18 protein-coding genes are annotated in these 23,071 nt (G+C 61.2%); 6 read left to right on the forward strand and 12 right to left on the reverse strand.

Features of this window, described 5'->3' with window-relative positions; all coding sequences use genetic code 11:
- Positions 1 to 14: 14 nt before the first annotated feature.
- The 8 genes from IEY47_RS09505 to IEY47_RS09540 form a co-directional block, all read right to left on the reverse strand.
- A complete protein-coding gene (locus tag IEY47_RS09505; RefSeq protein ID WP_188982993.1) occupies positions 15 to 1,064 on the reverse strand; it encodes an ABC transporter substrate-binding protein in 1,050 nt (349 codons plus the stop codon).
- Positions 1,065 to 1,744: 680 nt separating this feature from the next.
- Positions 1,745 to 3,040 carry an NAD(P)/FAD-dependent oxidoreductase gene (locus IEY47_RS09510; protein ID WP_188982994.1) on the reverse strand — a complete coding sequence of 432 codons (1,296 nt, stop codon included), beginning with the start codon at positions 3,038 to 3,040 and terminating at the stop codon, positions 1,745 to 1,747.
- A 9-nt stretch (positions 3,041 to 3,049) separates the two neighbouring features.
- Entirely contained in the window at positions 3,050 to 3,781 is a 732-nt protein-coding gene (locus tag IEY47_RS09515; RefSeq protein ID WP_188982995.1) for an amino acid ABC transporter ATP-binding protein, read from the reverse strand.
- The gene (locus tag IEY47_RS09520) at positions 3,778 to 4,428 is read right to left on the reverse strand and encodes an amino acid ABC transporter permease (RefSeq protein WP_188982996.1); all 651 of its coding nucleotides are present in this window, start codon (positions 4,426 to 4,428) and stop codon (positions 3,778 to 3,780) included. The genes IEY47_RS09515 and IEY47_RS09520 overlap by 4 nt, the downstream gene beginning before the upstream one ends.
- A 249-nt stretch (positions 4,429 to 4,677) precedes the next feature.
- Positions 4,678 to 5,421, reverse strand: coding sequence for an ABC transporter substrate-binding protein (locus tag IEY47_RS09525; RefSeq protein WP_188982997.1), 744 nt, complete (start codon positions 5,419 to 5,421; stop codon positions 4,678 to 4,680).
- 28 nt (positions 5,422 to 5,449) lie between these two features.
- On the reverse strand, positions 5,450 to 6,097 hold the full coding sequence (locus IEY47_RS09530; RefSeq protein WP_188982998.1) for a helix-turn-helix domain-containing protein: 648 nt from the start codon (positions 6,095 to 6,097) through the stop codon (positions 5,450 to 5,452).
- Between the two features lie 324 nt (positions 6,098 to 6,421).
- A complete protein-coding gene (locus tag IEY47_RS09535; RefSeq protein WP_188983398.1) occupies positions 6,422 to 8,047 on the reverse strand; it encodes a HAMP domain-containing methyl-accepting chemotaxis protein in 1,626 nt (541 codons plus the stop codon).
- Positions 8,048 to 8,155: 108 nt separating this feature from the next.
- Complete coding sequence (locus IEY47_RS09540) at positions 8,156 to 8,638, reverse strand: GNAT family N-acetyltransferase (protein WP_188982999.1); 483 nt, start codon at positions 8,636 to 8,638, stop codon at positions 8,156 to 8,158.
- 167 nt (positions 8,639 to 8,805) lie between these two features.
- Here IEY47_RS09540 and IEY47_RS09545 point away from each other — a divergent pair, with 167 nt between their 5' ends.
- The gene (locus IEY47_RS09545) at positions 8,806 to 11,274 is read left to right on the forward strand and encodes a mechanosensitive ion channel family protein (RefSeq protein WP_188983000.1); all 2,469 of its coding nucleotides are present in this window, start codon (positions 8,806 to 8,808) and stop codon (positions 11,272 to 11,274) included.
- A gap of 143 nt (positions 11,275 to 11,417) precedes the next feature.
- Here the strand turns inward: IEY47_RS09545 and IEY47_RS09550 are convergent, their stop codons facing one another.
- Positions 11,418 to 11,975 carry a gamma carbonic anhydrase family protein gene (locus IEY47_RS09550; RefSeq protein WP_188983001.1) on the reverse strand — a complete coding sequence of 186 codons (558 nt, stop codon included), beginning with the start codon at positions 11,973 to 11,975 and terminating at the stop codon, positions 11,418 to 11,420.
- Positions 11,976 to 12,099: 124 nt separating this feature from the next.
- On the opposite strand from IEY47_RS09550, the gene prlC reads away from it, so the two are divergent.
- Together prlC and IEY47_RS09560 are read left to right on the forward strand one after the other, a co-directional pair.
- Complete coding sequence (prlC, locus tag IEY47_RS09555) at positions 12,100 to 14,148, forward strand: oligopeptidase A (protein ID WP_188983002.1); 2,049 nt, start codon at positions 12,100 to 12,102, stop codon at positions 14,146 to 14,148.
- Positions 14,145 to 14,438 carry a YheV family putative zinc ribbon protein gene (locus IEY47_RS09560; protein ID WP_188983003.1) on the forward strand — a complete coding sequence of 98 codons (294 nt, stop codon included), beginning with the start codon at positions 14,145 to 14,147 and terminating at the stop codon, positions 14,436 to 14,438. Before prlC ends, IEY47_RS09560 begins: the two co-directional genes overlap by 4 nt.
- 250 nt (positions 14,439 to 14,688) lie before the next feature.
- On the opposite strand, the gene IEY47_RS09565 is transcribed toward IEY47_RS09560, so the two are convergent.
- Positions 14,689 to 15,222 carry a DUF4946 domain-containing protein gene (locus tag IEY47_RS09565; RefSeq protein ID WP_188983004.1) on the reverse strand — a complete coding sequence of 178 codons (534 nt, stop codon included), beginning with the start codon at positions 15,220 to 15,222 and terminating at the stop codon, positions 14,689 to 14,691.
- A gap of 376 nt (positions 15,223 to 15,598) precedes the next feature.
- Entirely contained in the window at positions 15,599 to 16,387 is a 789-nt protein-coding gene (locus IEY47_RS09570; protein WP_188983005.1) for an AraC family transcriptional regulator, read from the reverse strand.
- Positions 16,388 to 16,468: 81 nt separating this feature from the next.
- Between IEY47_RS09570 and IEY47_RS09575 the strand changes: the two genes are divergently transcribed.
- From IEY47_RS09575 to IEY47_RS09585, 3 genes are all read left to right on the forward strand, one after another.
- A complete protein-coding gene (locus tag IEY47_RS09575; protein WP_188983006.1) occupies positions 16,469 to 17,458 on the forward strand; it encodes a bile acid:sodium symporter family protein in 990 nt (329 codons plus the stop codon).
- 317 nt (positions 17,459 to 17,775) lie between these two features.
- Complete coding sequence (locus IEY47_RS09580; RefSeq protein WP_188983007.1) at positions 17,776 to 18,840, forward strand: PA0069 family radical SAM protein; 1,065 nt, start codon at positions 17,776 to 17,778, stop codon at positions 18,838 to 18,840.
- A gap of 580 nt (positions 18,841 to 19,420) precedes the next feature.
- Complete coding sequence (locus tag IEY47_RS09585) at positions 19,421 to 21,139, forward strand: cation:proton antiporter domain-containing protein (RefSeq protein ID WP_188983008.1); 1,719 nt, start codon at positions 19,421 to 19,423, stop codon at positions 21,137 to 21,139.
- A 530-nt stretch (positions 21,140 to 21,669) separates the two neighbouring features.
- On the opposite strand, the gene IEY47_RS09590 is transcribed toward IEY47_RS09585, so the two are convergent.
- Positions 21,670 to 22,968: an Nramp family divalent metal transporter gene (locus tag IEY47_RS09590; RefSeq protein ID WP_188983009.1), complete on the reverse strand. Its 1,299-nt coding sequence runs from the start codon at positions 22,966 to 22,968 to the stop codon at positions 21,670 to 21,672.
- Positions 22,969 to 23,071 lie beyond the last annotated feature (103 nt).

A 23,071-nucleotide genomic window follows, 5' to 3' on the forward strand; every position in this document is an offset into this window, starting at 1 on the left:
CTGGAGCCCCCCAATTACCTGGCTTGAACGAACGACAGCCAGCGCTCTTCCGCTTTCACGCCTTCTTCAGAGGCCCACCACTTGGCCGACAGCACGGCCTGCTTGGCCATGTTCTCCGGCGAGGACGGCAGGACCGCCGCGCGTTCTTCTGGAATGGTGCCTTCCTTGAAGGCCTCAGGATTGAGCGGGCCGTAGTCGATGATCATCGGCAAGGCCGCCTGCAGCTTGGCGCTGATGGCTTCGTTGACGAACTTCATGGCCGCGTCCTTGTGCTTGGTGCCCTTGAGCACGCACAGGGAGTTGGTTTCCAGAATGCCGTCGTTATAGGTGAAGGCGACCGGCGCACCAGCGGCTTGAACGGCGGACACACGACCGTTCCAGATCTGCACCATGTCCACTTCACCGTCGCTGATCAGCTGCGCGGACTGGCCACCCGAGGTCCACCAGGTGGTGATCTCCGGCTTGATCTCTTCGAGCTTCTTGAAGGCGCGGTCGACGTCGAGTGGGTACAGCTTGTCTGCCGGTACGCCGTCTGCCCGCAGGGCGATTTCCAGCGTTGGGCGCGGCAGGTTGCGCAGCGAGCGGGCGCCTGGGAAGTCCTTGGTGTTCCAGAAATCGGCCCAGGTCTTCGGCGCGCTTTCTTCGTCGAAGGCATCCGTGCGGTAGGCCAATACCGTCGAGTAGCTGATGTAGCCCGCCATGTAGTCGTCTTTCAATTCGGCGGGCAATTTGGCGAGGTTCGGGATCAGCGCGGGATCGAGCTTCTCGAACAGGCCCTCGGCCTGACCGCGTACGCAGTCGCCCGTGGGCAGGTCCACTACGTCCCAGCTGACCTGGCCGCTTTCGACCTGCGTCTTGATGATCGGATAGGCCTTGGGCGAGCTGTCTTGTTTCAGCGTCAGCCCAAGGTTCTTGGCAGCGGGCTCAAGAATGGCCTTGGCCTGGGCCTCCTGATAGGCGCCCCCTTGGGACACGAAGGTGATCTCTTCAGCGACGCTGGCGCCACTCAGGGCCATCAGGCCAACGGCGAACAGCGGGAATACTCGCTTGCTTACGTGGGTCATGGTCAATCTCCAGATGAAGGCAGTGCTGAAGAATGGCGGGACGTTTTTCGCTGACGCCTGAATCCGCGCGATTCGGGCGCGTCCTCGCCTCTGACCAATTTAATGATTCCGCCAAATATGAACGCGCTGAAATGACCGATGCGGGAACGCATTATTCCGTTTTGCCGGGGGGCGGCGGCATGAATTGCTTGGGGGTGAGTGGAACAGCTCTACCTGTAGGAGCCAGCTTGCTGGCGATGCTTTTGAAAGGCCGATCGCCAGCAAGCTGGCTCCTACAAGTACGGTGATTCGACGATCTTACGCGGCGCGGTGAAGGCGGCTTTTGTAGGGGCGGGCCGGGCTGCGATCAGCTTGCCCGCGAGTGCAATTCCAGGCGCGAAACCGGTGTTGGTCATGCCGCTACATTCGCGAGCAAGCTCGCTCCTATAGGTGAGAGGTGGCCCAGAGCGATCTCAAGCCTTACGCAGATCTAGTAAGAATGTGTTCAAGATCTTTCCCTCAGCCAACGCACTTTATTAGAAACGTATGAATGCATATCCCCACCGTGGGAGCGGGCCATGCCCGCGAAGCGAGCTCAAGTCACCACCGTTTTACCTGCATCACTCCTTCGCGGGCATGGCCCGCTCCCACAGGGGCGGTGCGTAACGGCTCGCAAGATCGTGAACAGGCTCTAGGAGCCCTCAAACACCACCATCCGTAAGCCGGTACCAGCCGATCACCGCCGAGATATACAACCGACGCAAACCGTACAGCGGGAAGGTATGAATCCCGCTGGGCACCACTGGCAAGGCATCGCGATCACCCGTCACCAGATAACGTGCCATCGCCTGCCCCATACGCGTCTGCAAACCAACGCCACGCCCCTGGCAGCCAATGTCGATCAACACACCCGGCGCCGGCTCGTGCAGGTGCGGCAGATAATCGCGTGTAACCGCCACGTGGCCGCACCAGCGGTATTCGAAAGGTATACCCGCCGTCTGCGGAAACAGCTTGGCGACGGCAGCTTCCAGGTGTGACCAGTGATCCACCCGCGTCGGATCGGGCTCTTGGAACGTGCCGCGGCCCCCCATCAGCAACCGGCCCGTATGGTCGATGCGGTAGTACAGCAGCAGATTGCGCGCATCGGATGAAACGTGTCCTTCGGGCAGGATGCTGCTACGCACCGACTCCGGCAATGGCGCCGTGGCGACCTGGAAGGAGTTGGCGTTGATGATGCTCTTACGCAGGTCCGGCCAGAGGTCGTCGCTGTAGCCGTTGGTGCAGATCACCACGCGCTCGGCGTCCACCTGCCCGGCAGCTCCGACGGCGGCACGCCACCCTTGCCCCACACGTTCCAGACCGGTAACCCGCGAGCGGGTAAACAGACGAACACCTGCACCTATAGCGGCGCGAGCCAATTCGCGGGCGTAGCTCAGGGGCTGTACACCGCCCGCACGCGGGTCCACCCAGCTGCCATAGTATTTGCTCGTGCCTAGCAAGCGCGCCGTTTCATCGCGATCCAGCAATCGCGTTGCGACACCTTGCGCGGCCCAGTCTTTAGCGCGGCGCTCGGCCAGTTTCAGGGCGTCCGTGGTATGCGCACCCTGAATCCAGCCCTTGCGGACATGCGGAACGTCCAGCCCGTGCCGGTCGATAAGATCGAACACCGCGTCAGCCGTACTGCCGGCGAAATCCACCAGTTCCTGGCCGCGCTTTTCTCCGAACTGCTTGAGTAACTCGCTGGGGTCGAACTTGAGGCCCGGGATCACTTGCCCGCCGTTGCGACCGGAGCCGCCAAAGCCGACTTCTTCGGCCTCCAATACGACGACGTTGACGCCCTGCTCCGCCAGATGCAGTGCGGTGCTCAGCCCGCAATATCCGGCGCCGATGATCACGACGTCGGCCTTGAGACGTTCATTCAACGAGGTGCTAGGCGGTGGCGCGACGGCCGTGGCCGCCCAAAGAGAAGGCTGTAGCGGGAAATAGTTAGGCGACATGATCAGCACTCACATCGGATGCAGCACGCGCCGCAGGAAATCCTGAGTTCGTGCTTGCTGAGGGTTGTTGAGGAGTTCTTTCGCAGGGCCCTGTTCGACGATGACACCGCCGTCGATGAACAGCACACGGTCGGCGACCTCGCGGGCGAACTGCATTTCGTGGGTCACGACGACCATGGTCAGGCCGGTTTCGGCGAGGCGGCGCATCACGTCCAGCACGTCACCCACCAACTCCGGATCGAGCGCTGACGTGGGTTCGTCGAACAGGATCGCCTTGGGCCGCATCGCCAAGGCACGGGCAATGGCCACACGCTGTTGCTGCCCACCGGACAGCTGGCTCGGTTTAGCGTCCGCCTTGCTTTCCAGCCCGACGCTGGCAAGCAACTCGCGCGCATGCGCAACGGCCTGTTCGCGAGGTTCGCCCCTCACGAAGACCGGGCCTTCGATGATGTTCTCGAGCACGGTGCGGTGCGGGAACAGATTGAAGCGCTGGAACACCATGGCGACTTCCGTGCGGATCGCCTTGATCTGCTTCGAGTGACGGTCGACATGCTGGCCGTCGATCTCGATGCGCCCTCCCTGGTAGTCCTCCAGGCCGTTGATGCAACGCAGGATGGTCGACTTGCCCGAGCCCGACGGGCCGACGATGCAGACCACCTCACCGCGCTCGACGCGGGCATCGACGCCCTTGATGACCTCGAGGTTGCCGTAGGCCTTCTTGAGTCCCTTGATCTCGATCATTTCTGCCCCCGTTTTTCGAAGTGGCGCACCAGCAGGATCAACGGTACGCACATGACCAGGTAGAGCAGCGCGACCAGGGTGAATACCGTGGCGTTCTGGAAGGTGGAGGTGGCGATCAGCTTGCCCTGCAAGGCGAGCTCGGCCACGGTGATGGTGGACGCCTGGGAGGAGTCCTTGAGCATCATGATCATGGTGTTGCCATAGGGCGGCAGGACGATGCGAAACGCCTGCGGCAGGATGACCCGCCGCATCATCAGCCACCAGCTCATGCCCATGGATTCGGCGGCTTCTATCTGGCCGCGATCGATGGCCTCGATGCCGGCGCGGAAGTTCTCGGCCTGATACGCGGAGTAGGCGATGCCCAGGCCGATGATGCCGGCCTGCAACGCACTCAACGAGAGACCCAGGTCGGGCATCACGAAATAGATATAGAACAGCAGCACGATGATCGGAATGCCGCGCAGCAGGTTGATCACGGAAGCACTGATCCACATCAGGATCGGGATGCCGGACACCCGCATGGTCGCCCAGACGAGGCCGAGCAACGTGGACAGGATCAGCGAGCCGACGGTGACCTGAATCGTCAGCCAGGCCCCCTGCAGCAGGATCGGCAAATACTCCACGGAGCGTTGCAGGAATTCGGACATGGAAAGCTTCCTGGTTCGGCATGATGGCGGAGCGAATCGCCGTCACGCGTGCATAAATAACGAACAGGCCGAAGCCGTAGGGTGGAATCCCCGCACGAGGCTTCCACCGTGGTTATCGCGAATATCGCGGTGAGCTGTGACGCCCGAATCCGCGAGATGCGTCTTTGGTATTACGTCGGCGTGGCAGGGCTGCGTTGAAAGGTGGGTTACGCCGCGCGAACCCACCCTACGACGCCTGACCCAAGACGGTTAAAGCCCCCATTTCTTGACGATCGCGTCAATCGTCCCGTCGCCCTTCAGCTTCTCGATTGCGGCGTTCACCTTGGCCAGGAGCTCAGGATTGTCCTTGTTGGTGGCAATGCCGATATCGCTCACCATGGTCGGCTTGAAGCTGTCCACCATGCGCAGGTTGGGGAAATTCTTCTGGGAGATGGCGTAAGCAGCGATCGGGTAATCGAGCATGCCCACATCGATACGGCCGGCGTTGGCGTCACGCATCAGGTCCGCGGTGGTGTCGTACAGTTTGACCTCGCTGAACAGGCCGCTGGACTGTAGCGGCGCGACAAAGGCGGTGCCCACCTGGACGCCGATGCGCTTGCCCTTGAGGTCTTCCAGCTTGGTGTATGCGGTGGTGTCCTCTGTTGGCGCAACCACACCTTCGCCGTAGCTGTAGACAGGGGCAGAGTAGTCGACCACCTTCTTGCGCTCTTCGGTGATGAACATGGCGGCGGAGATCAGGTCGACGCGCTTGGACTTCAGCGAGCCGATCAACGCGGAGAACTGCATGGGTTCGATCTGAACTTCGAATCCGGCCTCCTTGCCGACCGCCTTGACGATGTCGACCATCACCCCTTCGATGCTATTGGTCTTGGTGTCGAGGAACGTGAACGGGCTGCCGGTCGGCGTTGAAGCGACCTTGAGCGTTTCGGCGCTCGCTGCGCCAGCAGCCAAGGTCACGGCGGAGAACAGTGCGGCAATGATGTGGCGTTTCATGGTGCGGTTCCCTCGATGCAGTTGATGGTTATGCCTTGCGAGCGATCCCCCAGATCACGGTGGTGAACGTGTCTCCGGGGTTACGCCAACGGCGCGGGGTGGCGCCGTCGTAACAGAAACTGTCACCTGTACCCAGGCGTAACAGTTGTTCCTCGATGACCAACTCCAGCTGACCGTCGACGATGTAGCCGATCTGATCGCTGCGCTGCGTGGTGAAAAGCCCATCACCCGTGGAGCCGCCAGGCTCTATCACGACGCGATAAAGTTCGACGGCCCCTCCCGCACTCGGCGGTGACAGGTTTTCCTTGTGAATGCGCTTGCTCTGCACGTCGATGCGGTGATGCTGCCCCGCACGCACCACGGCGCCATGGGCCTCGCTGTCCTGGTGCTGCGTGTTGCGGATCAAGGCCTCCATAGGCAATTCGAGCGTCTGCGACAAGGCACTCAAGGTGCGCAACGACAGCGAGCGCAGGCCGCGCTCGGCCTGACTGAGCAAGCTAACGGAGATACCCGAACCATGAGCGACCGCTTTCAACGATTTGCCGAGCTGTTTGCGCCGATGACGCAACTGTTCGCCCAGCCAGATATCGATGAACGTGTTGATACGCTGCGGCGCCGAATCACTCGGTTCGCCTTCGGGGGCAGGGTCGCGGTGGCCAAGATTTGAGTCGGTCATCTGTGAAACTTTCACAACTGTGTAAATTTCACAGAGCAAATCACAGGCCAACCTCGGCTATTGACCTGTTTCATGGGCACCGAACGGATTCGACGGCACCGGCGTGTATCGGGATGCACAGTGCTGAAGCGCAATAGGCGGAAAACGAGCGACCAGGGTGCACGCCGTTAGGCGACGTCGCGGGAGCGGGCGATGCCGGTATTTACAAGGACAGGACGCCCACTCGAGTACTCGCCAGACACACGTACTCACCAGCTGTGGATACGCATGCCAAGCGCTATTGAACCGGGATCGGCGCGACATCGCCCGCGAACGGGCTCGTAGCTAAACCCGGAAAGTACCCGCCAGCGAATTGAGCTCGGACGCGAGTCGTGAAAGCTCGTGACTCGAGGCGCTAGTCTGGTGGGCACCCGTGGCGGACTGCACGGACAGGTCGCGGATATTGACCAGGTTGCGGTCTACCTCGCGGGCGACTTGGGCCTGTTCTTCGGCGGCACTGGCGATCACGAGATTGCGCTCGTACATCTCGTTGATCGACGAGGTGATTTCATTCAGGGCGTGCCCAGCGTTCTCGGCCAGTTCGCGGGTCGACTGGGCTCGCGCACTGCTCGTCTGCATCGCCGTCAGCGCCTGACTGGCACCGTCGCGCATGCCGGAGACCATTTGTTCGATCTCGAGCGTCGACTGTTGGGTGCGGTGCGCCAGGGCGCGAACCTCATCGGCCACCACGGCGAAACCACGACCGGACTCACCCGCCCGAGCGGCTTCGATCGCCGCGTTGAGGGCCAGCAAATTGGTTTGTTCGGCGATGGCGCGAATGACGTCCAGCACTTTACCGACATCTTGCGACTGGTCCGCGAGGCGGCTGACGAGCGAGGCAGTGGACTGCACTTCCTGCGACAGCCCGCTGATGGCGCCGATGGTCTCGTTCACGCGGTTCTGACCGGTCAGCGCCGAAGTGCTCGAGTGCTTCGACGCTTCCGACGTCGACACGGCATTGCGTGCGACTTCTTCCACGGCCGCGCTCATTTCGTTCACCGCCGTGGCAGCCTGCTCGATCTCATCGTTCTGCTGCTGCAAACCACGGCCTGCTTCTTCGGTGACGGCATTCAACTCTTCCGCTGCGGCGGCCAGTTGAGTGGCCGATCCGGATATCTGCGCCAGCGTCCGGCGCAGGTTGTCCTGCATTTGTTGCAGCGCGAGCTGCAACGCACTCACTTCATCATTGCCATCGGTTTCGATGCGTCGCGTGAGGTCGCCTTCGGCCACGCTGCGAGCGGCGTCTACGGCGGCACGCAGCGGCTGAACGATACTCCGAGTCAGCAGCCAAGCCATCAGGACCGTAACGAGTGCGGCGAGCGCGATCACGACACTGACAATCAGGCGCGAGCTGGCGTAATGCTCGGCGGACCGTTGGCCCTCCTGCTCGACCCCCTTGAGATAGAGATCACCGAGCTCGCCCAGCTGTTTACCAGTGCCATCCACTACCGGCTTCATATCGACGAGAACGAGTTTGTTGAGCGCCTCGCGGTCGCCGCTGCGCGAAAAGCGGAAGGAATCAAGCATGCCTTGCTGATACACCGCGAAGTCCTTCATGAACGCATCGAAGATGCGCTGCTCGTCCGGTGAATCGATGTAAGGCTCGAGTTCTTTTATACCGTCGAGAAGGGCTTTGTTGCGCGTCTGGTACTGGCTCTCATAGGTGCCAATGCTCGATGGGTCCGGGTCCATCGCCATACGCAGCGAGATGGTGCGCATCCGCAGCATGTTTTCGCGAATGCCACTGACGATACGAGCGCTGGGCACCCAATCCGTTTCGACGATGATGCCGCGTTCGCGAATGCTGGACATCTTCTGTAGAGAGAACAGCCCCACGAATGCGACGAGCAGGGCGATGATTCCGAAACCGAGTGCAGCGCGGGGAGCGATATTCCAATTGCGCAACATGATGAGGGCCTTGATGTGTGAGCGTCCGGCTCATCCATCGAACGGACGCAGCGTTATTGTTCGCTCCGTTATCGGCCCCGTATTGATTCACTTGAGTGCGACATTCATCCGCTACACCTTCCGGCTCATGACGTAGCAATCCACCAGGCCTTGTGTCGCGTGTCGGTAGGCCTCTGGCAATGTGCCGACGATCTGGAAGCCCAGCTTTTTCCAGAGCGCAACCGCGATCTCGTTCGTGGAGACCACCGAGTTGAACTGCATCGAACGAAAGCCCAGTTCCCGCGCCGTCTCCAGGGAGTGCTCGCACAGGGCGCGCGCAACGCCCTTGCCGCGCGCGGCGGCTGCCGTCATGTAGCCACAATTGCAAACATGGTCTCCAGGCCCGGCAGCATTGGCTTTGATGTAGTAGGTCCCCAGGATCTGTCCGTTCTCTTCGGCCACGAAGGTCGCACGCCGTAACTCGACCCAAAGTTTCCACGCCGCGGCGCGATCCATGTCAGGGTCAAGCGCATAGGTTTCCCGTGCCTGCACCACGTCGCGAACGATGGGCCAGACCTGATCGAAATCGGCCTCGGCGATCGGGCGAATGTTCATACAGCCTCCTGTTCGAATGAGAATTCGGGCACGCTAACGCAGAGTGAAGTGCCCCTACGTCCGGCCTTGACTATCGCGACGAGTCTACCTGGGAGATTTCAGGCCTGCCGCGGATAAATCCGCGAAGCGAACGTTCTCAGACTAGGTATCAATGCCCCGGACATCCCATGCGTATCCTCCGCTACCTGCCGCTGCTGTGCCTATCGTTCCTGCCGACCTTCGGGACCACTGCCGCACCGGCTGATCCTTCCTCACTGTCTCCTTCCGACGCCCAACGGGCGATCGATGTGCTTCAGGACCGCGAGCGTCGGCAAGACGTGATGGTGGCACTCAAGGCGTTGGCAGACCCAAACGCCCCAGCCAAGGCGGTCGAATCAGCCGAAGCAGCGCCACCAGCGGAAGCCGCACCGGTAGAGGCGGCGCCCGAAGAGCCCGCGGCTATCGTCCCCCTAGAAGAAGGCGGCCTGATCGCGCGAACCATCCAGCAGATTGGTGACTGGGGCGACGGACTGGGCCGCCAGATGAAACAGCTGCAACGCGCAGCACGGGACCTGCCGGACTGGTGGCGCGCCAGCTTCGATAACGACGAAGGCCGGGAACGGCTTACGCTGGTACTCATGGGCCTGGCGTTGGTATTCGCGGTGGGGCTGGCCGTCGAATGGAGCTTGCGTTGGCTGTTGTCCTTTCCCAAGCGCAGGCTCATTCGCCACGCCGAAGAAGCCGATATCATCGCGCGCCAGGCGCCACTGGAAGCGACCCCGCCCGAACCCGCTTCGCCGCAAGCCGGCGGCACACGCCCGCCCGTCGATAACGTGGCATTGGTACAGGTCCAGCGCGACGGCAAGGAGGAGCTGGAGGCCATTCCGATTGCCCCTCAGCAGGCTGCTGGGCCTGCGCCAGAACCGGTCCCCGAAACCGTTCCGCCGGAGCCTCACTACGAGCATGAAACCCGCCGGCGGGTCAGCGCCATCCATCGGCTGCCCTATGCCACGGCCGCTCTGCTGCTCGACCTATTACCGCTGGCCCTATTCTTCGCCGCCGCTGCCATGACCTTGCGCAGTTACGCAGACGGCAATGCCGTAGTCGCGCCTGTGCTGGAAAACTTCGTCAACGCCTACGTCACGACCCGCGTGACCATGGCGATCGTGCGTTTGCTGGTTTCTCCACGTGGCCACAGCTTGCAGATGATTCCCGTCAGCCAACGGGTCGGCGAAATCCTCGAACGCTGGACCCGGCGGTTCGTGGCCACCGCTACCTTCGGCATGGCGCTGGCCGAGGCGGTGGAAATCCTGGGAGAAGGTTCGGAGAACCGGATCCTGGTGCTCAAATGCATTTCGCTGCTGGTCCATGTCTTCGCCGTGATCTTGATTTTCCAGTTGCGCAAGCCCGTCGCGGACATGATCCGCGCGAAAGAAGACGCACGCGGCGCCTGGGCGGGGGCACGCAACTGGCTGTCGAAAATCTGGGTGGTCTTTGCCTCGGCTGCCGTCTTAGGCGCCTGGCTGGTGTGGGCGATGGGGGTTGAAGACGGCTTCCCCAAACTGCTCAATTTCCTGGCGATCTCCGGGGCTATCCTCGTTGCTGGGCACCTGGCCTCGGTCGTGGTACACGGTGCGCTCGGGCGCCTATTTCACAGCGAGCCGGGCGCCGAAGAACCAACGGCGAGCCTGTCGCTGCATCACTACTACCCCGTGGCGCGAGGCGTGACCACGCTGGCGATCGCTGTCGGCACCGCCGTGGCGCTGTTCCAGGCCTGGGGCTTCAACGCCATCGGCTGGTTCGCACAGGGCACCATCGGCCGCAGCCTAATGTCGGCGGCGACGACCATTCTTATCGCGGCGACGAGTGCCGTGCTCGTCTGGCAATGGGCGAATCTGGTGGTCAACCGCCGGCTGCGCCGTTGGACCCAGCAAGGCGATCTGCTCCGTGCCGCCCGCCTGCGCACGCTGCTGCCGATGCTGCGTACCGGGTTGTTCATCATCATCGCGCTCACTGTGATCCTCACGGCGTTGAGCCAGATCGGCATCAACACTGCGCCGTTGCTCGCCAGCGCCAGCATCATCGGCGTGGCGCTGGGCTTTGGTTCGCAGAAGCTGGTCCAGGACTTCATCACCGGGATATTCCTACTGATGGAGAACGCCATGCAGGTCGGCGACTGGGTGACTGTCGCGGGCGTTTCCGGGACGGTGGAATACCTGTCCATTCGTACCGTGCGCCTGCGGGCGGGCGATGGTTCGCTACACATCGTGCCGTTCAGTTCGGTCTCGACGGTGAACAACACCAACCGAGGCATTGGCAATGCCGCTATCCGCATCAGCGTCGGCTATGAAACGGATGTGGAACGCGTCATCGCAGAATTGAAGGCCATCGGGACGGGCCTGCGCGAAGACCCGGCCTTCAAGGACCTGATCCTCAACGACATCGAAGTCTGGGGTGTGGATTCGGTAGACGGCTCGATGGTGACACTCGCAGGGCAGATGCGTTGCGTCGATAAAGGCCGCTGGGGTGTGCAGCGGGAGATCAACCGCCGCATCCTTGAACGCTTCCGCGAACTGGGCATCGAAATCGCCAACCCACGCGCGAGCCTCCTGGTGCCGACCGAAGCGATCGCGTCGCATCGGGAGAGCCCGGCGTAGCAAACCGGTGTCGTAGGGCGGGTGCAACCCGCGTAACCCGGCTCCCGGGTGTCACCCGGTCTACGCAATGCCAGATCCTCGCTGGGGCTTCCGCCGGTACCGCGTGCGTTCGCGATTCGGTACCGAGGTGAACGGTGGATGAGTTACTTCACCCCATGATCCTGGTCATACCCTTCGGCCAAGTGCCGATCTTTCAACTTCACGTAGTTCCCGGCGGTGTAGCTGAAAAAGCTGCGTTCCTTGTCCGTCAGCGGCCGCGCCTGCTTGACGGGACTGCCAACGTACAGAAAGCCGCTCTCGAGCACCTTGCCCGGCGGCACCAGCGCGCCTGCGCCGATGATTACCTCGTCCTCGACCACGGCGCCGTCCATGATGATCGACCCCATTCCCACGAGGATGCGATTGCCAATCGTGCAGCCATGCAGCATCACCTTATGGCCGACCGTCACTTCGTCGCCGATGGTCAGCGGGAACCCGTCCGGGTTGAACGGTCCGGCATGGGTGATATGCAGCACACTGCCGTCCTGAATACTGGTACGTGCGCCAATGCGGACCTTGTGCATGTCCCCACGCACCACGGTCAGCGGCCAGATGGAGCTGTCTTCGCCAACCTCGACGTCGCCTATGACCACGGCCGTGCTGTCGACGAACGCGCGCGGGCCCAGCCTGGGCGCGTGTTGTTCGAATGTTCGAATCGCCACGATAGAAACCTCGTCTGCTGCGGAATGTCCTGATACTAACTAACATGACACGCATTCGGGTTGTGAAATGCCGCCGCCGGCCCCATAACCTGCTTATCGAATTCGAGCCTTAAGGTGCCTTGCCGTGACCGCAGAAAATCCCCTCCTGCAACCGTTCGACCTGCCACCCTACTCCCGCATCAAGCCCGAGCATGTCGAGCCGGCCGTGGACACCATCCTGGCCGACAATCGTGCAGCGCTCGCGAAACTGTTGGCTGAGCAGGGCAAGAATCCAAGCTGGGATCGGTTCGTCCTGGCCCTGGACGAAATGGGCGAGCGCTTGGGCCGCGCCTGGAGCCCGGTCAGCCACTTGAACGCCGTCTGCAACAGCCCGGAACTGCGCAAAGCGTACGAGGCGTGCCTGCCAAAGCTGTCCGAATACTTCACCGAGCTGGGCCAAAACCGGGACCTGTTCAACGCCTACGATGCACTGGCAAAGGGGCCTGAAGCCGCGGGCTACGATGTCGCGCAGAAAACCATTCTCGAGCACACCCTGCGCGACTTCAGGCTATCCGGCATCGACCTTCCGGCCGACAAGCAGAAGCGCTACGGAGAAATCCAGATGCGCCTGTCCGAGCTGACCAGCACCTTTTCCAACCAGTTGCTGGATGCGACGCAGTCCTGGGTCAAGCACATCGACGACGAATCCCTGCTGGCAGGCATCACCGACTCGGCAAAAGCGCAGATGAAGCAGGCGGCCGAAGCCAAGAACCAGGACGGCTGGCTGATCACCCTGGAGTTCCCCAGCTATTACGCCGTGATGACCTACGCGGACAACCGCGCACTGCGCGAAGAGGTTTACGCCGCGTACTGCACCCGTGCCTCCGATCAGGGGCCCAATGCCGGCCAGAATGACAACGGCCCGCTGATGAACGAAATCCTCGACCTGCGCCAAGAACTTGCGCGGCTGTTGGGCTTCGCGCACTACAGCGAACTGTCGCTGGCGAGCAAGATGGCCGAGTCCACCGATCAAGTGCTGAGTTTCCTACGTGACCTCGCCGTGCGCAGCAAGCCCTATGCGCAACAGGACTTGGATGAGTTGAAAGCCTTCGCCGCCGAGCACGGCTGCAACGATCTGCAAAGCTGGGACGTGGGCTACTACAGCGAGAAGCTACAGGAGCAGCGCTACAGCATCTCCCAGGAAATCCTCCGCCCGTATTTCCCGATCGACAAGGTGCTGTCTGGGCTGTTCGCCATCGTGCAGAAACTCTATGGCATCGAAATTCGCGAACTGTCCGACTTCGACGGCTGGCATCCCGACGTGCGCCTGTTCGAAATTACCGAGAACGGCACTCACGTGGGCCGTTTCTTCTTCGACCTTTACGCGCGCAGCAACAAGCGCGGCGGCGCCTGGATGGATGGCGCGCGCGACAAGCGCCGCACCGCCGAAGGTAACCTGGTCAGCCCGGTCGCGAACCTGGTATGCAACTTCACCCCGGCTGAGAAAGGCAAGCCCGCGCTGCTGACCCATGACGAGGTCACCACCCTCTTCCACGAGTTCGGCCATGGCCTGCATCACCTGCTGACCCGCGTCGAGCATTCCGGTGCCTCGGGGATCAACGGTGTGGCTTGGGATGCGGTCGAGCTGCCGAGCCAGTTCATGGAGAACTGGTGCTGGGAGCCAGAAGGCCTGGCGCTGATATCCGGCCACTACCAGACCGGCGAACCACTGCCGCAAGACCTGCTGGACAAGATGCTTGCCGCGAAAAACTTCCACTCCGGCCTGATGATGGTTCGCCAGTTGGAATTCTCGCTGTTCGACTTCGAACTGCACGCGAGCCACGGCGATGGTCGTAGCGTGCTAGACGTGCTCGGCGCCATTCGCGACGAGGTATCGGTCATGCGGCCACCGGCGTACAACCGCTTCCCCAACAGCTTCGCGCATATCTTCGCGGGCGGTTACGCGGCGGGCTACTACAGCTACAAATGGGCTGAAGTGCTATCCGCCGACGCCTTCTCGAAGTTCGAGGAAGACGGCGTGCTCAACCCGGAAACAGGCCGCGCGTTCCGCGAAGCGATCCTCGCCCGCGGCGGCTCGCAGGAACCAATGGTGTTGTTCGTCGACTTCCGTGGCCGTGAACCCAAGATCGACGCCCTGCTCCGCCATCTTGGGCTGAGCCAGGAGGCCGCATGAGCGACGTGCCCAACGTCACCAAGAAACGCTTCATCGCCGGGGCCGTGTGCCCGGCGTGCAGCGCACAGGACACCATCAAAATGTGGAGCGTCGATGACGTTCCACACCGCGAATGCGTAGCGTGCGGCTACTCCGACACCCTCGACGCCCGTGGTAACTCCGTCCCCAACGAATTGCCGACACGGGTGAACACCACGGCGTTGAAGCCAAAGAAACCGGCCGACCCGCAGGTGAAGGCGGTGCAGTTCTTTCCGAATCCGAAGTTGAAGAAGCCCGACGGTAAAAGCTAAAGACCATCACATTTGTGCCGAACTCATTCGCTGTAGGGGCGACTTTAGTCGCGAAGCCCATCAACGATGGGCCATGTGGTGTTCGCCCGCTGCGTGAATCAGTGTAACGATCATCAATCGAAGACGACGAACGTGGATGGCCCAAATCGCGGCCAAACAATGATCGGCTATGGCCCATTTTCAATGGGCTTCGCGATTAAAGTCGCCCCTACCAACCGCGGTGATCGCGGCTGCAGAAAAGTTGCAGCACTCACTCCAACCGCAAACTCGCCTGCACCTGCTTAACCTCATCAGCCACGATCTCGACCTGATCCGCGGGCATGGCGAACGTCAGTGAATAAACCGCCGTTTCGCTTCGAGCCATGAGCAGCGACTGCTGCAAGGCAGGCCGCCCTGCTTGGCTTGCTGTACAGGTCACTTCGCGCGCCGCCAGGTTGCCCATGCGTGCATCCTTGGGCGGCTCGCAGCGGGTCTGTAATCCCGACTGCGCAAACCCCAACTGGACACCCTGGCGCATCTGACTCAAAACCCGGTCGAGCACTACCTCTTGCTGTGTGGGCAGTGGCAAGCGCGTCAACTCCGCAACGACGGCTTGTTCACCGTCCGGCTTGAGTTTGGATGCACGCTGGCGCTCGCCTTTCACGCCGGGCTCGAAGGGAGAGTCCGGCGCGGGCATTTCGTCGACGCGCCAATCCTTCGGCCATGAGACCTCGGCCGATTCGGCACAGGCGGTCAGCGAGAAGCACGAGGAAAGCACCAGGAGGAGTGTCGCGTTACGAAACATGAAAAGGCCGTCGAAGCGATGGGAACGGCCAGCCTGCCTGATCGCTGGGAGGTGGACAAGTACAGGGCACCGACAAGCCGCATCGTTGGCGAACAGCAGTCCACTCGCCGCCTCCGCGATCGCTTCGCGCGCGTGGCGCGCTCCCACAGACACCCACACGTGCATCAACCCGAGGGAGCGGGCAATGCCCGCGAAGTACCACACTCCACCACCAAGCTCGAAAAACACCACCGCCCAACAGCTCTCCCGTGCTCACCGGATCGCTGCCGGAATACCGCACTAGAGGGGCACGCTTCCACAGAAACCGACATGTGCATCAACCCGTGGGAGCGGGCCATGCCCGCTAGGTAACACGCCCCTTCAAAGCCGAAAAACATCACCGCCGAAACAACTCACCCGGCGTCTCGCCAAATTGCTGCCGGAACGCGGCGATGAACGCGGAGGTGGAATCGTAGCCACAGGCGAGCGCCACATCGGTTACGCGGTCGCCGCGCTCCAGGGGGACGAGGGCGCTGAACAGGCGCAAACGCTGGCGCCAGGCACGAAACGTCAAGCCGGTCTGGGCTAGAAATTGACGGCTCAAGGTCTTCTCCGAGCACCCCAACTCGAGGCTCCAGTCATGCAGTGTGCGCGAAGCGTCCAGGTGCGCCTGCATCGTCCGGCAGATCACATCGAGCGACGGCTGCGTCGGCCACGGCAGCGTGAACGCCAGCTCCCGCGCCTCCCGCAATTGATCGAGCAGGACGTCCACCAGACGCCCCGCGGGGCCACCCATTTCGTACTCGGTCGGCAACGCGCTGAAGCTGCGGATGAGCTCGTGGGTCAAGGGACTGATCTCGAGCACACGGCAGCGCGAAGGTGCCCATCCGGTCACGGAAACATCGAGGTACAGGCTGCGGATCTCGGCTTTGGAGGAGCTGAACACCTCGTGCTCCATCTGCTCCGGCAACCAGATCGCGCGTTTCGGTAGCGCGACGAATCGCCCTTCATTGGTACGCACTTCGAGCACGCCCTGAATGGCATAGGTAAGCTGCACCCACGCATGGCTGTGGCGCCGCGTGCCGGAAGGTTGTGCCAAGGACTCCGCCCGGGCATAAACCGCACGCGGCAACGTCGTGAAGGTGGGGAGCTGACGCTGGTACAGCGGTTGTCCGTTTGAAGACATCGAAGTGGATTTTGTCGTTAGCAGGAGATCGAGCTTGAGCGTAGATTGCACGCCTTCGCGATGCAATCACCGGACGCTCCCATGGCTCGACCCCGCTTTCTCCCCGACAACTTCACCCTGACGCTGCTCGCCGTCGTTGCGGTTGCCACCGTGCTGCCCTGCAGCGGCCAGGTCGCCGTGGCATTCAGCTGGATTACCAACCTCGCCATCGCGCTGCTCTTCTTCATGCACGGCGCGAAGCTCTCACGCGAAGCGATCCTCGCCGGGGCGGGTCATTGGCGGCTGCACTTAGTGGTATTCGCCTGCACCTTCGTCCTGTTCCCGCTGATAGGCGTCGCGCTCAAGCCAGTACTCGCCCCTGCGGTCGGGATGGAGCTGTACCTGGGCATCCTCTATCTCTGCGCGTTACCGTCCACTGTGCAGTCTTCCATCGCCTTCGTTTCACTGGCTCGCGGCAATATTGCCGCCGCCATTTGTAGCGCGGCCGCCTCGAGCCTGTTCGGTATCTTCCTGACGCCAATCATCGTCGCGCTCATCATGGGCGTGCAGGGGGATGGCGGCTCGACCCTCGATGCGATCGGCAAGATCACGTTGCAACTGCTGGTGCCCTTCATCGCCGGTCAGATCGCTCGTCGCTGGATCGGTGCCTGGGTTACGCGCAACAAGAACTGGCTCAAGTACGTCGATCAGGGCTCGATCCTACTGGTGGTCTACACCGCCTTCAGCGAAGCGGTCATCGAAGGGATATGGAGTAAGGTCCCGCTGACCGCCCTACTTACGTTGATCGTCGTCTGCGTCGTGCTGCTCTTGGTGGTGTTGGGCATCACGTGGCTTTTGGGCAAGAAACTGGGCTTCAACCTCGAAGACCGCATCACTATCCTCTTCTGCGGCTCCAAGAAGAGCCTTGCCACCGGCGTCCCCATGGCACAGGTGCTGTTCGCTGGCAGCTCCCTGGGCATGCTGATCCTGCCGCTGATGCTGTTCCATCAAATCCAGTTGATGGTCTGCGTCGTCCTGGCGCAACGCTATGCACGACGTGCGGATGCATCTTCGTTAAGCGAACCTGCGTAGAAAATGGCGTCTCGATAGCTTTGCCTAAAAAGCCCCTGCAAACGGAACCGCATGGGCTTTTCACGTGCATGATCTATTAACTGTTGGCACCTTTCGAAGCCGGTCCGAACGACAGTTGAGCTGTCCGAATAGGCGGGGGCGCGCTCTGAGTCGATCCAAATTTGTTAGAACGACCGCATTCGCGGGTGAATCAACAAATAACCAAGGCATTTTTCTACAGACCTAGGAATCACCGCACATCGGCTCCTCTTCCTCTCTATTGCCCATAACCTCACGCTCAAATACTGTATATCCATACACTTTTTTGAGCACTTCCTATGTCTCGCCCCCATGTCCCTATCCGCGGTCGCGGCACCGCCATTAACCCGCATAACCGCTTCGCGCCGACGCGCTCGGAAGCTGAGGACGATGGATGGTTCCAGGATGAAACGCCACCGACTCACGCCACGGAAGTACGCAGGGAAACCGCGAAGACCATCATTACGCGCAACCAATCTCCCGACGTCGGCTTCGACCGGTCGGTGAATCCCTACCGTGGGTGCGAGCATGGCTGTATCTACTGTTTTGCCCGTCCGAGCCATGCCTATTGGGACCTGTCGCCCGGCATCGATTTCGAGACGAAGCTGATCGCCAAGACCAACCTCGCCGAACGACTCGAAGCAGAATTGAGCAAGCCTAACTACGTTCCGCAGCCGATCGCGCTTGGCATCAACACGGACGGTTACCAGCCTATCGAACGAGAATACGAGCTCACGCGGCAGGCACTGGAAATCATGCTGCGCTACCGACATCCGGTGAGCATCATCACCAAGGGCTCGCTGATCATTCGTGATCTGGACCTGCTGGAGCAGCTGGCTGCACAGAACCTGGTGAGCGTGGCGTTCAGCCTCACCACGCTGGACGACGAACTCAAGCGCATCATGGAGCCACGCACCGCCGCCCCCGGCGCGCGACTTCGGGCAATGAAGACGCTGCACGATCACGGCGTGCCGGTAAACGTGATGACCGCGCCGATCATCCCGATGATCAACGACATGGAATTGGAAGCAATGCTAGAAGCGGCCCGTGATGCGGGGGCGAGTAGTGCCGGCTATGTGTTGCTTCGCCTGCCACTGGAGATTGCCGACCTGTTCGAGGATTGGCTGAGGACACATTTCCCTGACCGAGCAAACCATGTCATGAGCCTGATTCGTCAGTCGCGTGGAGGGAAGAATTACGACAGCCGCTTCGGCAGCCGCATGCGAGGTGAAGGTCAGTTCGCCGATCTGTTGTCGCAGCGCTTCCGCCTCGCTCGGCGACGCCTCGGCCTCGACAAGCGCGAATGGGCTGGCCTGGACTGCTCGCGCTTCGCGCCGCCGGGTTCGCAGATGGGGTTGTTTTGACGCACGGGGCAGCGCGGCACCTGTGATCGTTGGTACGTTCTATCCGCTAAAGTTCAAGCACACCGTTGGGCGGGTAGGGCCGCCGGTTTTCGGTAGTTACGCGGGTTGCACCCGCCCTAAAAAGCTCAACTGCGCAGGCTATGGGACCGCTGAAATCGGGGGCTATTGAAGGCTGCGCGTGATTTCATCTACAGAGACGTAACCTCAATCGCGCACCGTAGGGCGGGTGGAATCCGCGGCTTTTGCGCAACGATCAGTCAGTTTCTAACCGTCCTACGGTTGGCGCTTAGCAGCCATTGGTCAGGCGTCGTGAATATCTGAACCGCCTTATAGACGCGATGGAATGCGATGCTTCGTAGCGTCTTGATACATAAGATGTTTCTTTCGATTCGCCGCACGCATTGGTTATGCTCGTGCGCGGCGCGTAGCGCCTAGTCTCACTGCATACCCTGCGAAATCCACGAGTCTCCGCGCAGCCAGGAAGGCAGCATCGTCCCGGCTACTCATTCGGTGTCCGCCTCACGTATGCCCCGCCCCCGATCGGGCTCCTCGCACGATCGAAACCAAAGAGGATATTTGAATGGAACACAACGTCCCCTTGATCTCGACCCTGGCGGTTGGCTTCGGCTTGGCCCTCATTCTCGGCTTCGTCGCTGAAAAGATCCGGCTTCCCGCGCTGATTGGCTACTTGTGCGCCGGCATCGTCATCGGTCCGGCGACACCGGGCTTCGTGGCTGACGTGAAGCTCGCATCCGAGCTGATGGAAATCGGCGTGATGCTGCTGATGTTCGGGGTCGGTCTGCACTTCTCGCTCGGCGACCTGATGTCAGTGAAGAAGATCGCCGTACCCGGTGCCGTCGTGCAGATGGGGCTCGCTACGGTACTGGGCATGGGCATCGCCTATTCATGGGGATGGAGTCCGGGCGCTTCGTTGGTGTTTGGCCTGTCGCTGTCCTGCGCGAGCACCGTGGTGCTGCTCAAGGCGCTCGAAGCGCGCGGCATCCTGGATTCCATGAACGGCCGCATCGCGGTGGGTTGGCTGGTCGTCGAAGACCTGGCGACCGTCATGATGCTGGTACTGCTGCCGCCACTGTCCGGCGTGCTCGGCGGCCCGGTCGATCCGGCCAGTGCGCAACACCCCCTCTGGTACACAATCGGCATGACGCTGCTACAGGTCGCAGGCTTTCTCGCCTTGATGCTGATCGTGGGGCGCCGGGTGCTGCCGTGGCTGCTCATGCACGTGGCCAAGGTCGGCTCCCGGGAGCTGTTCACCTTGTCGGTCATCGCCGCTGCGATCGGGATCGCCTACGGTGCTGCGATGTTGTTCCACGTGTCGTTCGCGCTGGGCGCGTTCTTCGCCGGCATGGTGATGCGCGAATCGGATCTCAGCCACCGCGCAGCAGAAGAATCACTGCCGCTGCGTGACGCATTCGCCGTGCTGTTCTTCGTTTCGGTCGGCATGCTGTTCGACCCGATGGTGTTGATCGAAGAGCCGATTCACGTGCTCGCTGTGGTCGCCATTATCGTGGTTGGCAAATCGATCGCTGCTGCCGCCCTAGTCGTCGCCTTCCGCTACCCCTTGAACACTGCCCTGACCGTTGCGGCCAGCCTTGCGCAGATCGGCGAGTTCTCGTTCATCCTGGCCGGCCTGGGTGTCAGCCTGGGGCTGCTGCCGCAGGAAGGTTTGAGCCTGGTGCTGGCCGGCGCATTGATTTCCATCGCGCTGAACCCCGTGGTGTTCGGCTTGATCAAGCCCATCAAGACGCTTGTACTGAGCAAGTCCGCGTTGGCCCGCAAGCTCGAGCATCGTGAAGATCCGCTGTCCGTCCTCCCGCAAAGTACCGAGCGCAAGTACCTCGCAGGCCAGGTCGTTCTGGTCGGCTATGGCCGCGTAGGGCGACGTATCGCGCGAGCGCTGGACGAGCGGAACATCCCGTTCGTGGTGGTCGAGCAGAATCGTGAGCGTGTGGAGCAGATTCGTAACCAGGGCATGGTGGCGGTCAGCGGCGATTCGGCGGAGCCCGCCACGCTGATCCAGGCGCACATCATGAAAGCGGCCATGCTCGTTATCGCAACGCCCGATCCATTGAACGTGCAACGCATGACGGAGACCGCACGGACATTGAATCCGGAAATTGAAGTGGTTATACGCACCCACAGCGCAGATGCCGTGGAGATCTTCCGACGCGACAACCTGGGGCAAGTATTCTTCGACGAAGAAGAGCTAGCACGCGGTATGAAGGGCTACATCCTGTCCAAGTTCGCACCGCAGGAAGAGCCTGCCAAGGCGCATGCGTAGGTGTGTTCCAAAGGGTCTTCGCGGCTGTTACGAGGCAAATCGTAGGGTGGAAAACGGCAAAGCCTTTTCCTCCTAGCGGGCCTGAATCGCATGGCGCATTTTGGGTGGATGATCGCTTCGCGCGTCATCCACCCTACCTACTGCCGTGGGACGTTGCTCGGGGAAATCCAACGCACTTGCAGGAAGACGCCAAGGCTTTTTGTAGGAGCCCATTTATGGGCGATCGCGGCCGTGCCAATCGCCACCGCCTTACCTATCACGCTCGATCGCCCATGAATGGGCTCCTACAGGGTTCTGTACATTCGTAAAAAGGTGCGGACTCGGGATGGCGTTACGCCTATGTCGATAGGGGCAGTGTGGGATTAAAGCGTCAGTCAGCCCAAAAAAAACATCATTGATCGAGTTGGAATGTCGGATTGAGGCAGGCCGCCTTACCCGTTGCAGGACCGTCAATTCTGGTCCCATGCCGCCACCGTTGCAGTGACGGAAAAAAGGGGTCGAGGTGCAAAGCAACCCCGACCCCAAGCCCCTTAACCTAGCAATTCAGAACCCAGTTGGAACGCAACCCAAAGCGCGAGTACCGTCGCGGCGCCCAGCGCCAGGTTCTCGAACCAGTTGTTGCGGTACTCACCGAGCAGTTTCTTCTGGTTCGACATGATCAGCAGACCCAGCGAGATCACCGGCAGGCCGACGATGTTCAAGGCGTTCACTGCGATGGTCAGGGTCACAAAATCCGGCATGCCGGGCAGCGACCAGATCAGCGGGGTGATCAGTACGAACAAGAGGAACCACTTGTGCATCGGGTCCTTGTGGAACGTCTTACCGTACTTCTCGCGACGCCCTGGACGGATGTGTTGCAGTGCATCGGTGATCAGCATCGGGAAGGCAGTAGTCTTGCCGGCGACACTGGCGAACAGTGTCGCGAACGCACCGACGAAGAACAGGTACCAACCTGTAGGGCCGAAGAACATCTGCAACGCCGCGCCGAGGTCATCGAGCGTGTCTACCTGAAGCCCGTTCGGACGCAGAATCTCCGCACCCACAACCCAGATCGCCAGGTTGATGATGATGCCCACGCAAACGGCGAAGAGCAGGTCGTTACGCTGAATGCGCTTGTGCTCCGGGCCCGTCCAGCCCTTTTCTTTCATCACGTACGGCAGCACGAAGTTGGCGATCGAGCCCGCCACCGCACCGATCACGGATACCGCCACGATCAGCGCGCCGTGCACGCCTTGGTCCGGCGGAATGCTGAAGCCGATAGTGCCGGCAGCAATGCCGCCCCAATCCGGTCCTGACATGATCGCCAGTGCCAGGAAGGCCAACGTCATCAGGCACAGCAAGCCTTTCATGACGCCTTCGATCACGCTGTAGATGCTACGGCCCACGAGCAACCAGACCGCGATGGCAACAGCCATCGAACACACCAGCGGCGCATTCCAACCAATCAACGTCGCCAGCGCTTCACCTGCGCCTTTGAGCATGTAGGCGTTGGTGAGGTGGCCCATCAGCAATGCATAGCCGAACAGGAACCAGGCGAAACCGGGATGTAGTTGCGCGTAGCCGCCGAGAATACTTAGCCCTTGGTTATTACAGAGCTGAAACCGCGCCATGATGTTGACGATGAGAAAACGTAGCAGCAACGAGACGGCGAGCACCCACATCATGGCGTAGCCGTAGTTGGCCCCCGCCACGGACGACGTGATCAGATCTCCCGCGCCAAGCCAGGACAACACGGCGATGATGCCGGGACCTAGCATCTTTATCGCTTTTGCCAGGACAGAAGAGGAGCCTTCGGACACCTCTTTGCCGGCGACATTGGTACGAGCCATGAGCAGGCCTCCATATTGTTTTTGTAGGAATGACACCTGAAGCTGGACATAAGACATCACACAACAACAAGGATTGCAATGCTGGCACTGATAACGCTACCAA

It is taken from the genome of Pseudomonas matsuisoli (assembly GCF_014647635.1).
GTDB lineage: Bacteria > Pseudomonadota > Gammaproteobacteria > Pseudomonadales > Pseudomonadaceae > Pseudomonas_P > Pseudomonas_P matsuisoli.

Bases quoted from the DNA above. Each gene is read 5' to 3' on its own strand.
- IEY47_RS09520 (WP_188982996.1), bottom strand. From the start codon at position 4,428: ATGTCCGAATTCCTGCAACGCTCCGTGGAGTATTTGCCGATCCTGCTG.
- IEY47_RS09505 (WP_188982993.1), bottom strand. From the start codon at position 1,064: ATGACCCACGTAAGCAAGCGAGTATTCCCGCTGTTCGCCGTTGGCCTG.
- IEY47_RS09585 (WP_188983008.1), top strand. From the start codon at position 19,421: ATGGAACACAACGTCCCCTTGATCTCGACCCTGGCGGTTGGCTTCGGC.
- IEY47_RS09570 (WP_188983005.1), bottom strand. From the start codon at position 16,387: ATGTCTTCAAACGGACAACCGCTGTACCAGCGTCAGCTCCCCACCTTC.
- IEY47_RS09565 (WP_188983004.1), bottom strand. From the start codon at position 15,222: ATGTTTCGTAACGCGACACTCCTCCTGGTGCTTTCCTCGTGCTTCTCG.
- IEY47_RS09525 (WP_188982997.1), bottom strand. From the start codon at position 5,421: ATGAAACGCCACATCATTGCCGCACTGTTCTCCGCCGTGACCTTGGCT.
- IEY47_RS09530 (WP_188982998.1), bottom strand. From the start codon at position 6,097: ATGACCGACTCAAATCTTGGCCACCGCGACCCTGCCCCCGAAGGCGAA.
- IEY47_RS09590 (WP_188983009.1), bottom strand. From the start codon at position 22,968: ATGGCTCGTACCAATGTCGCCGGCAAAGAGGTGTCCGAAGGCTCCTCT.
- IEY47_RS09510 (WP_188982994.1), bottom strand. From the start codon at position 3,040: ATGTCGCCTAACTATTTCCCGCTACAGCCTTCTCTTTGGGCGGCCACG.
- IEY47_RS09540 (WP_188982999.1), bottom strand. From the start codon at position 8,638: ATGAACATTCGCCCGATCGCCGAGGCCGATTTCGATCAGGTCTGGCCC.
- IEY47_RS09560 (WP_188983003.1), top strand. From the start codon at position 14,145: ATGAGCGACGTGCCCAACGTCACCAAGAAACGCTTCATCGCCGGGGCC.
- IEY47_RS09545 (WP_188983000.1), top strand. From the start codon at position 8,806: ATGCGTATCCTCCGCTACCTGCCGCTGCTGTGCCTATCGTTCCTGCCG.
- IEY47_RS09515 (WP_188982995.1), bottom strand. From the start codon at position 3,781: ATGATCGAGATCAAGGGACTCAAGAAGGCCTACGGCAACCTCGAGGTC.
- IEY47_RS09575 (WP_188983006.1), top strand. From the start codon at position 16,469: ATGGCTCGACCCCGCTTTCTCCCCGACAACTTCACCCTGACGCTGCTC.
- IEY47_RS09580 (WP_188983007.1), top strand. From the start codon at position 17,776: ATGTCTCGCCCCCATGTCCCTATCCGCGGTCGCGGCACCGCCATTAAC.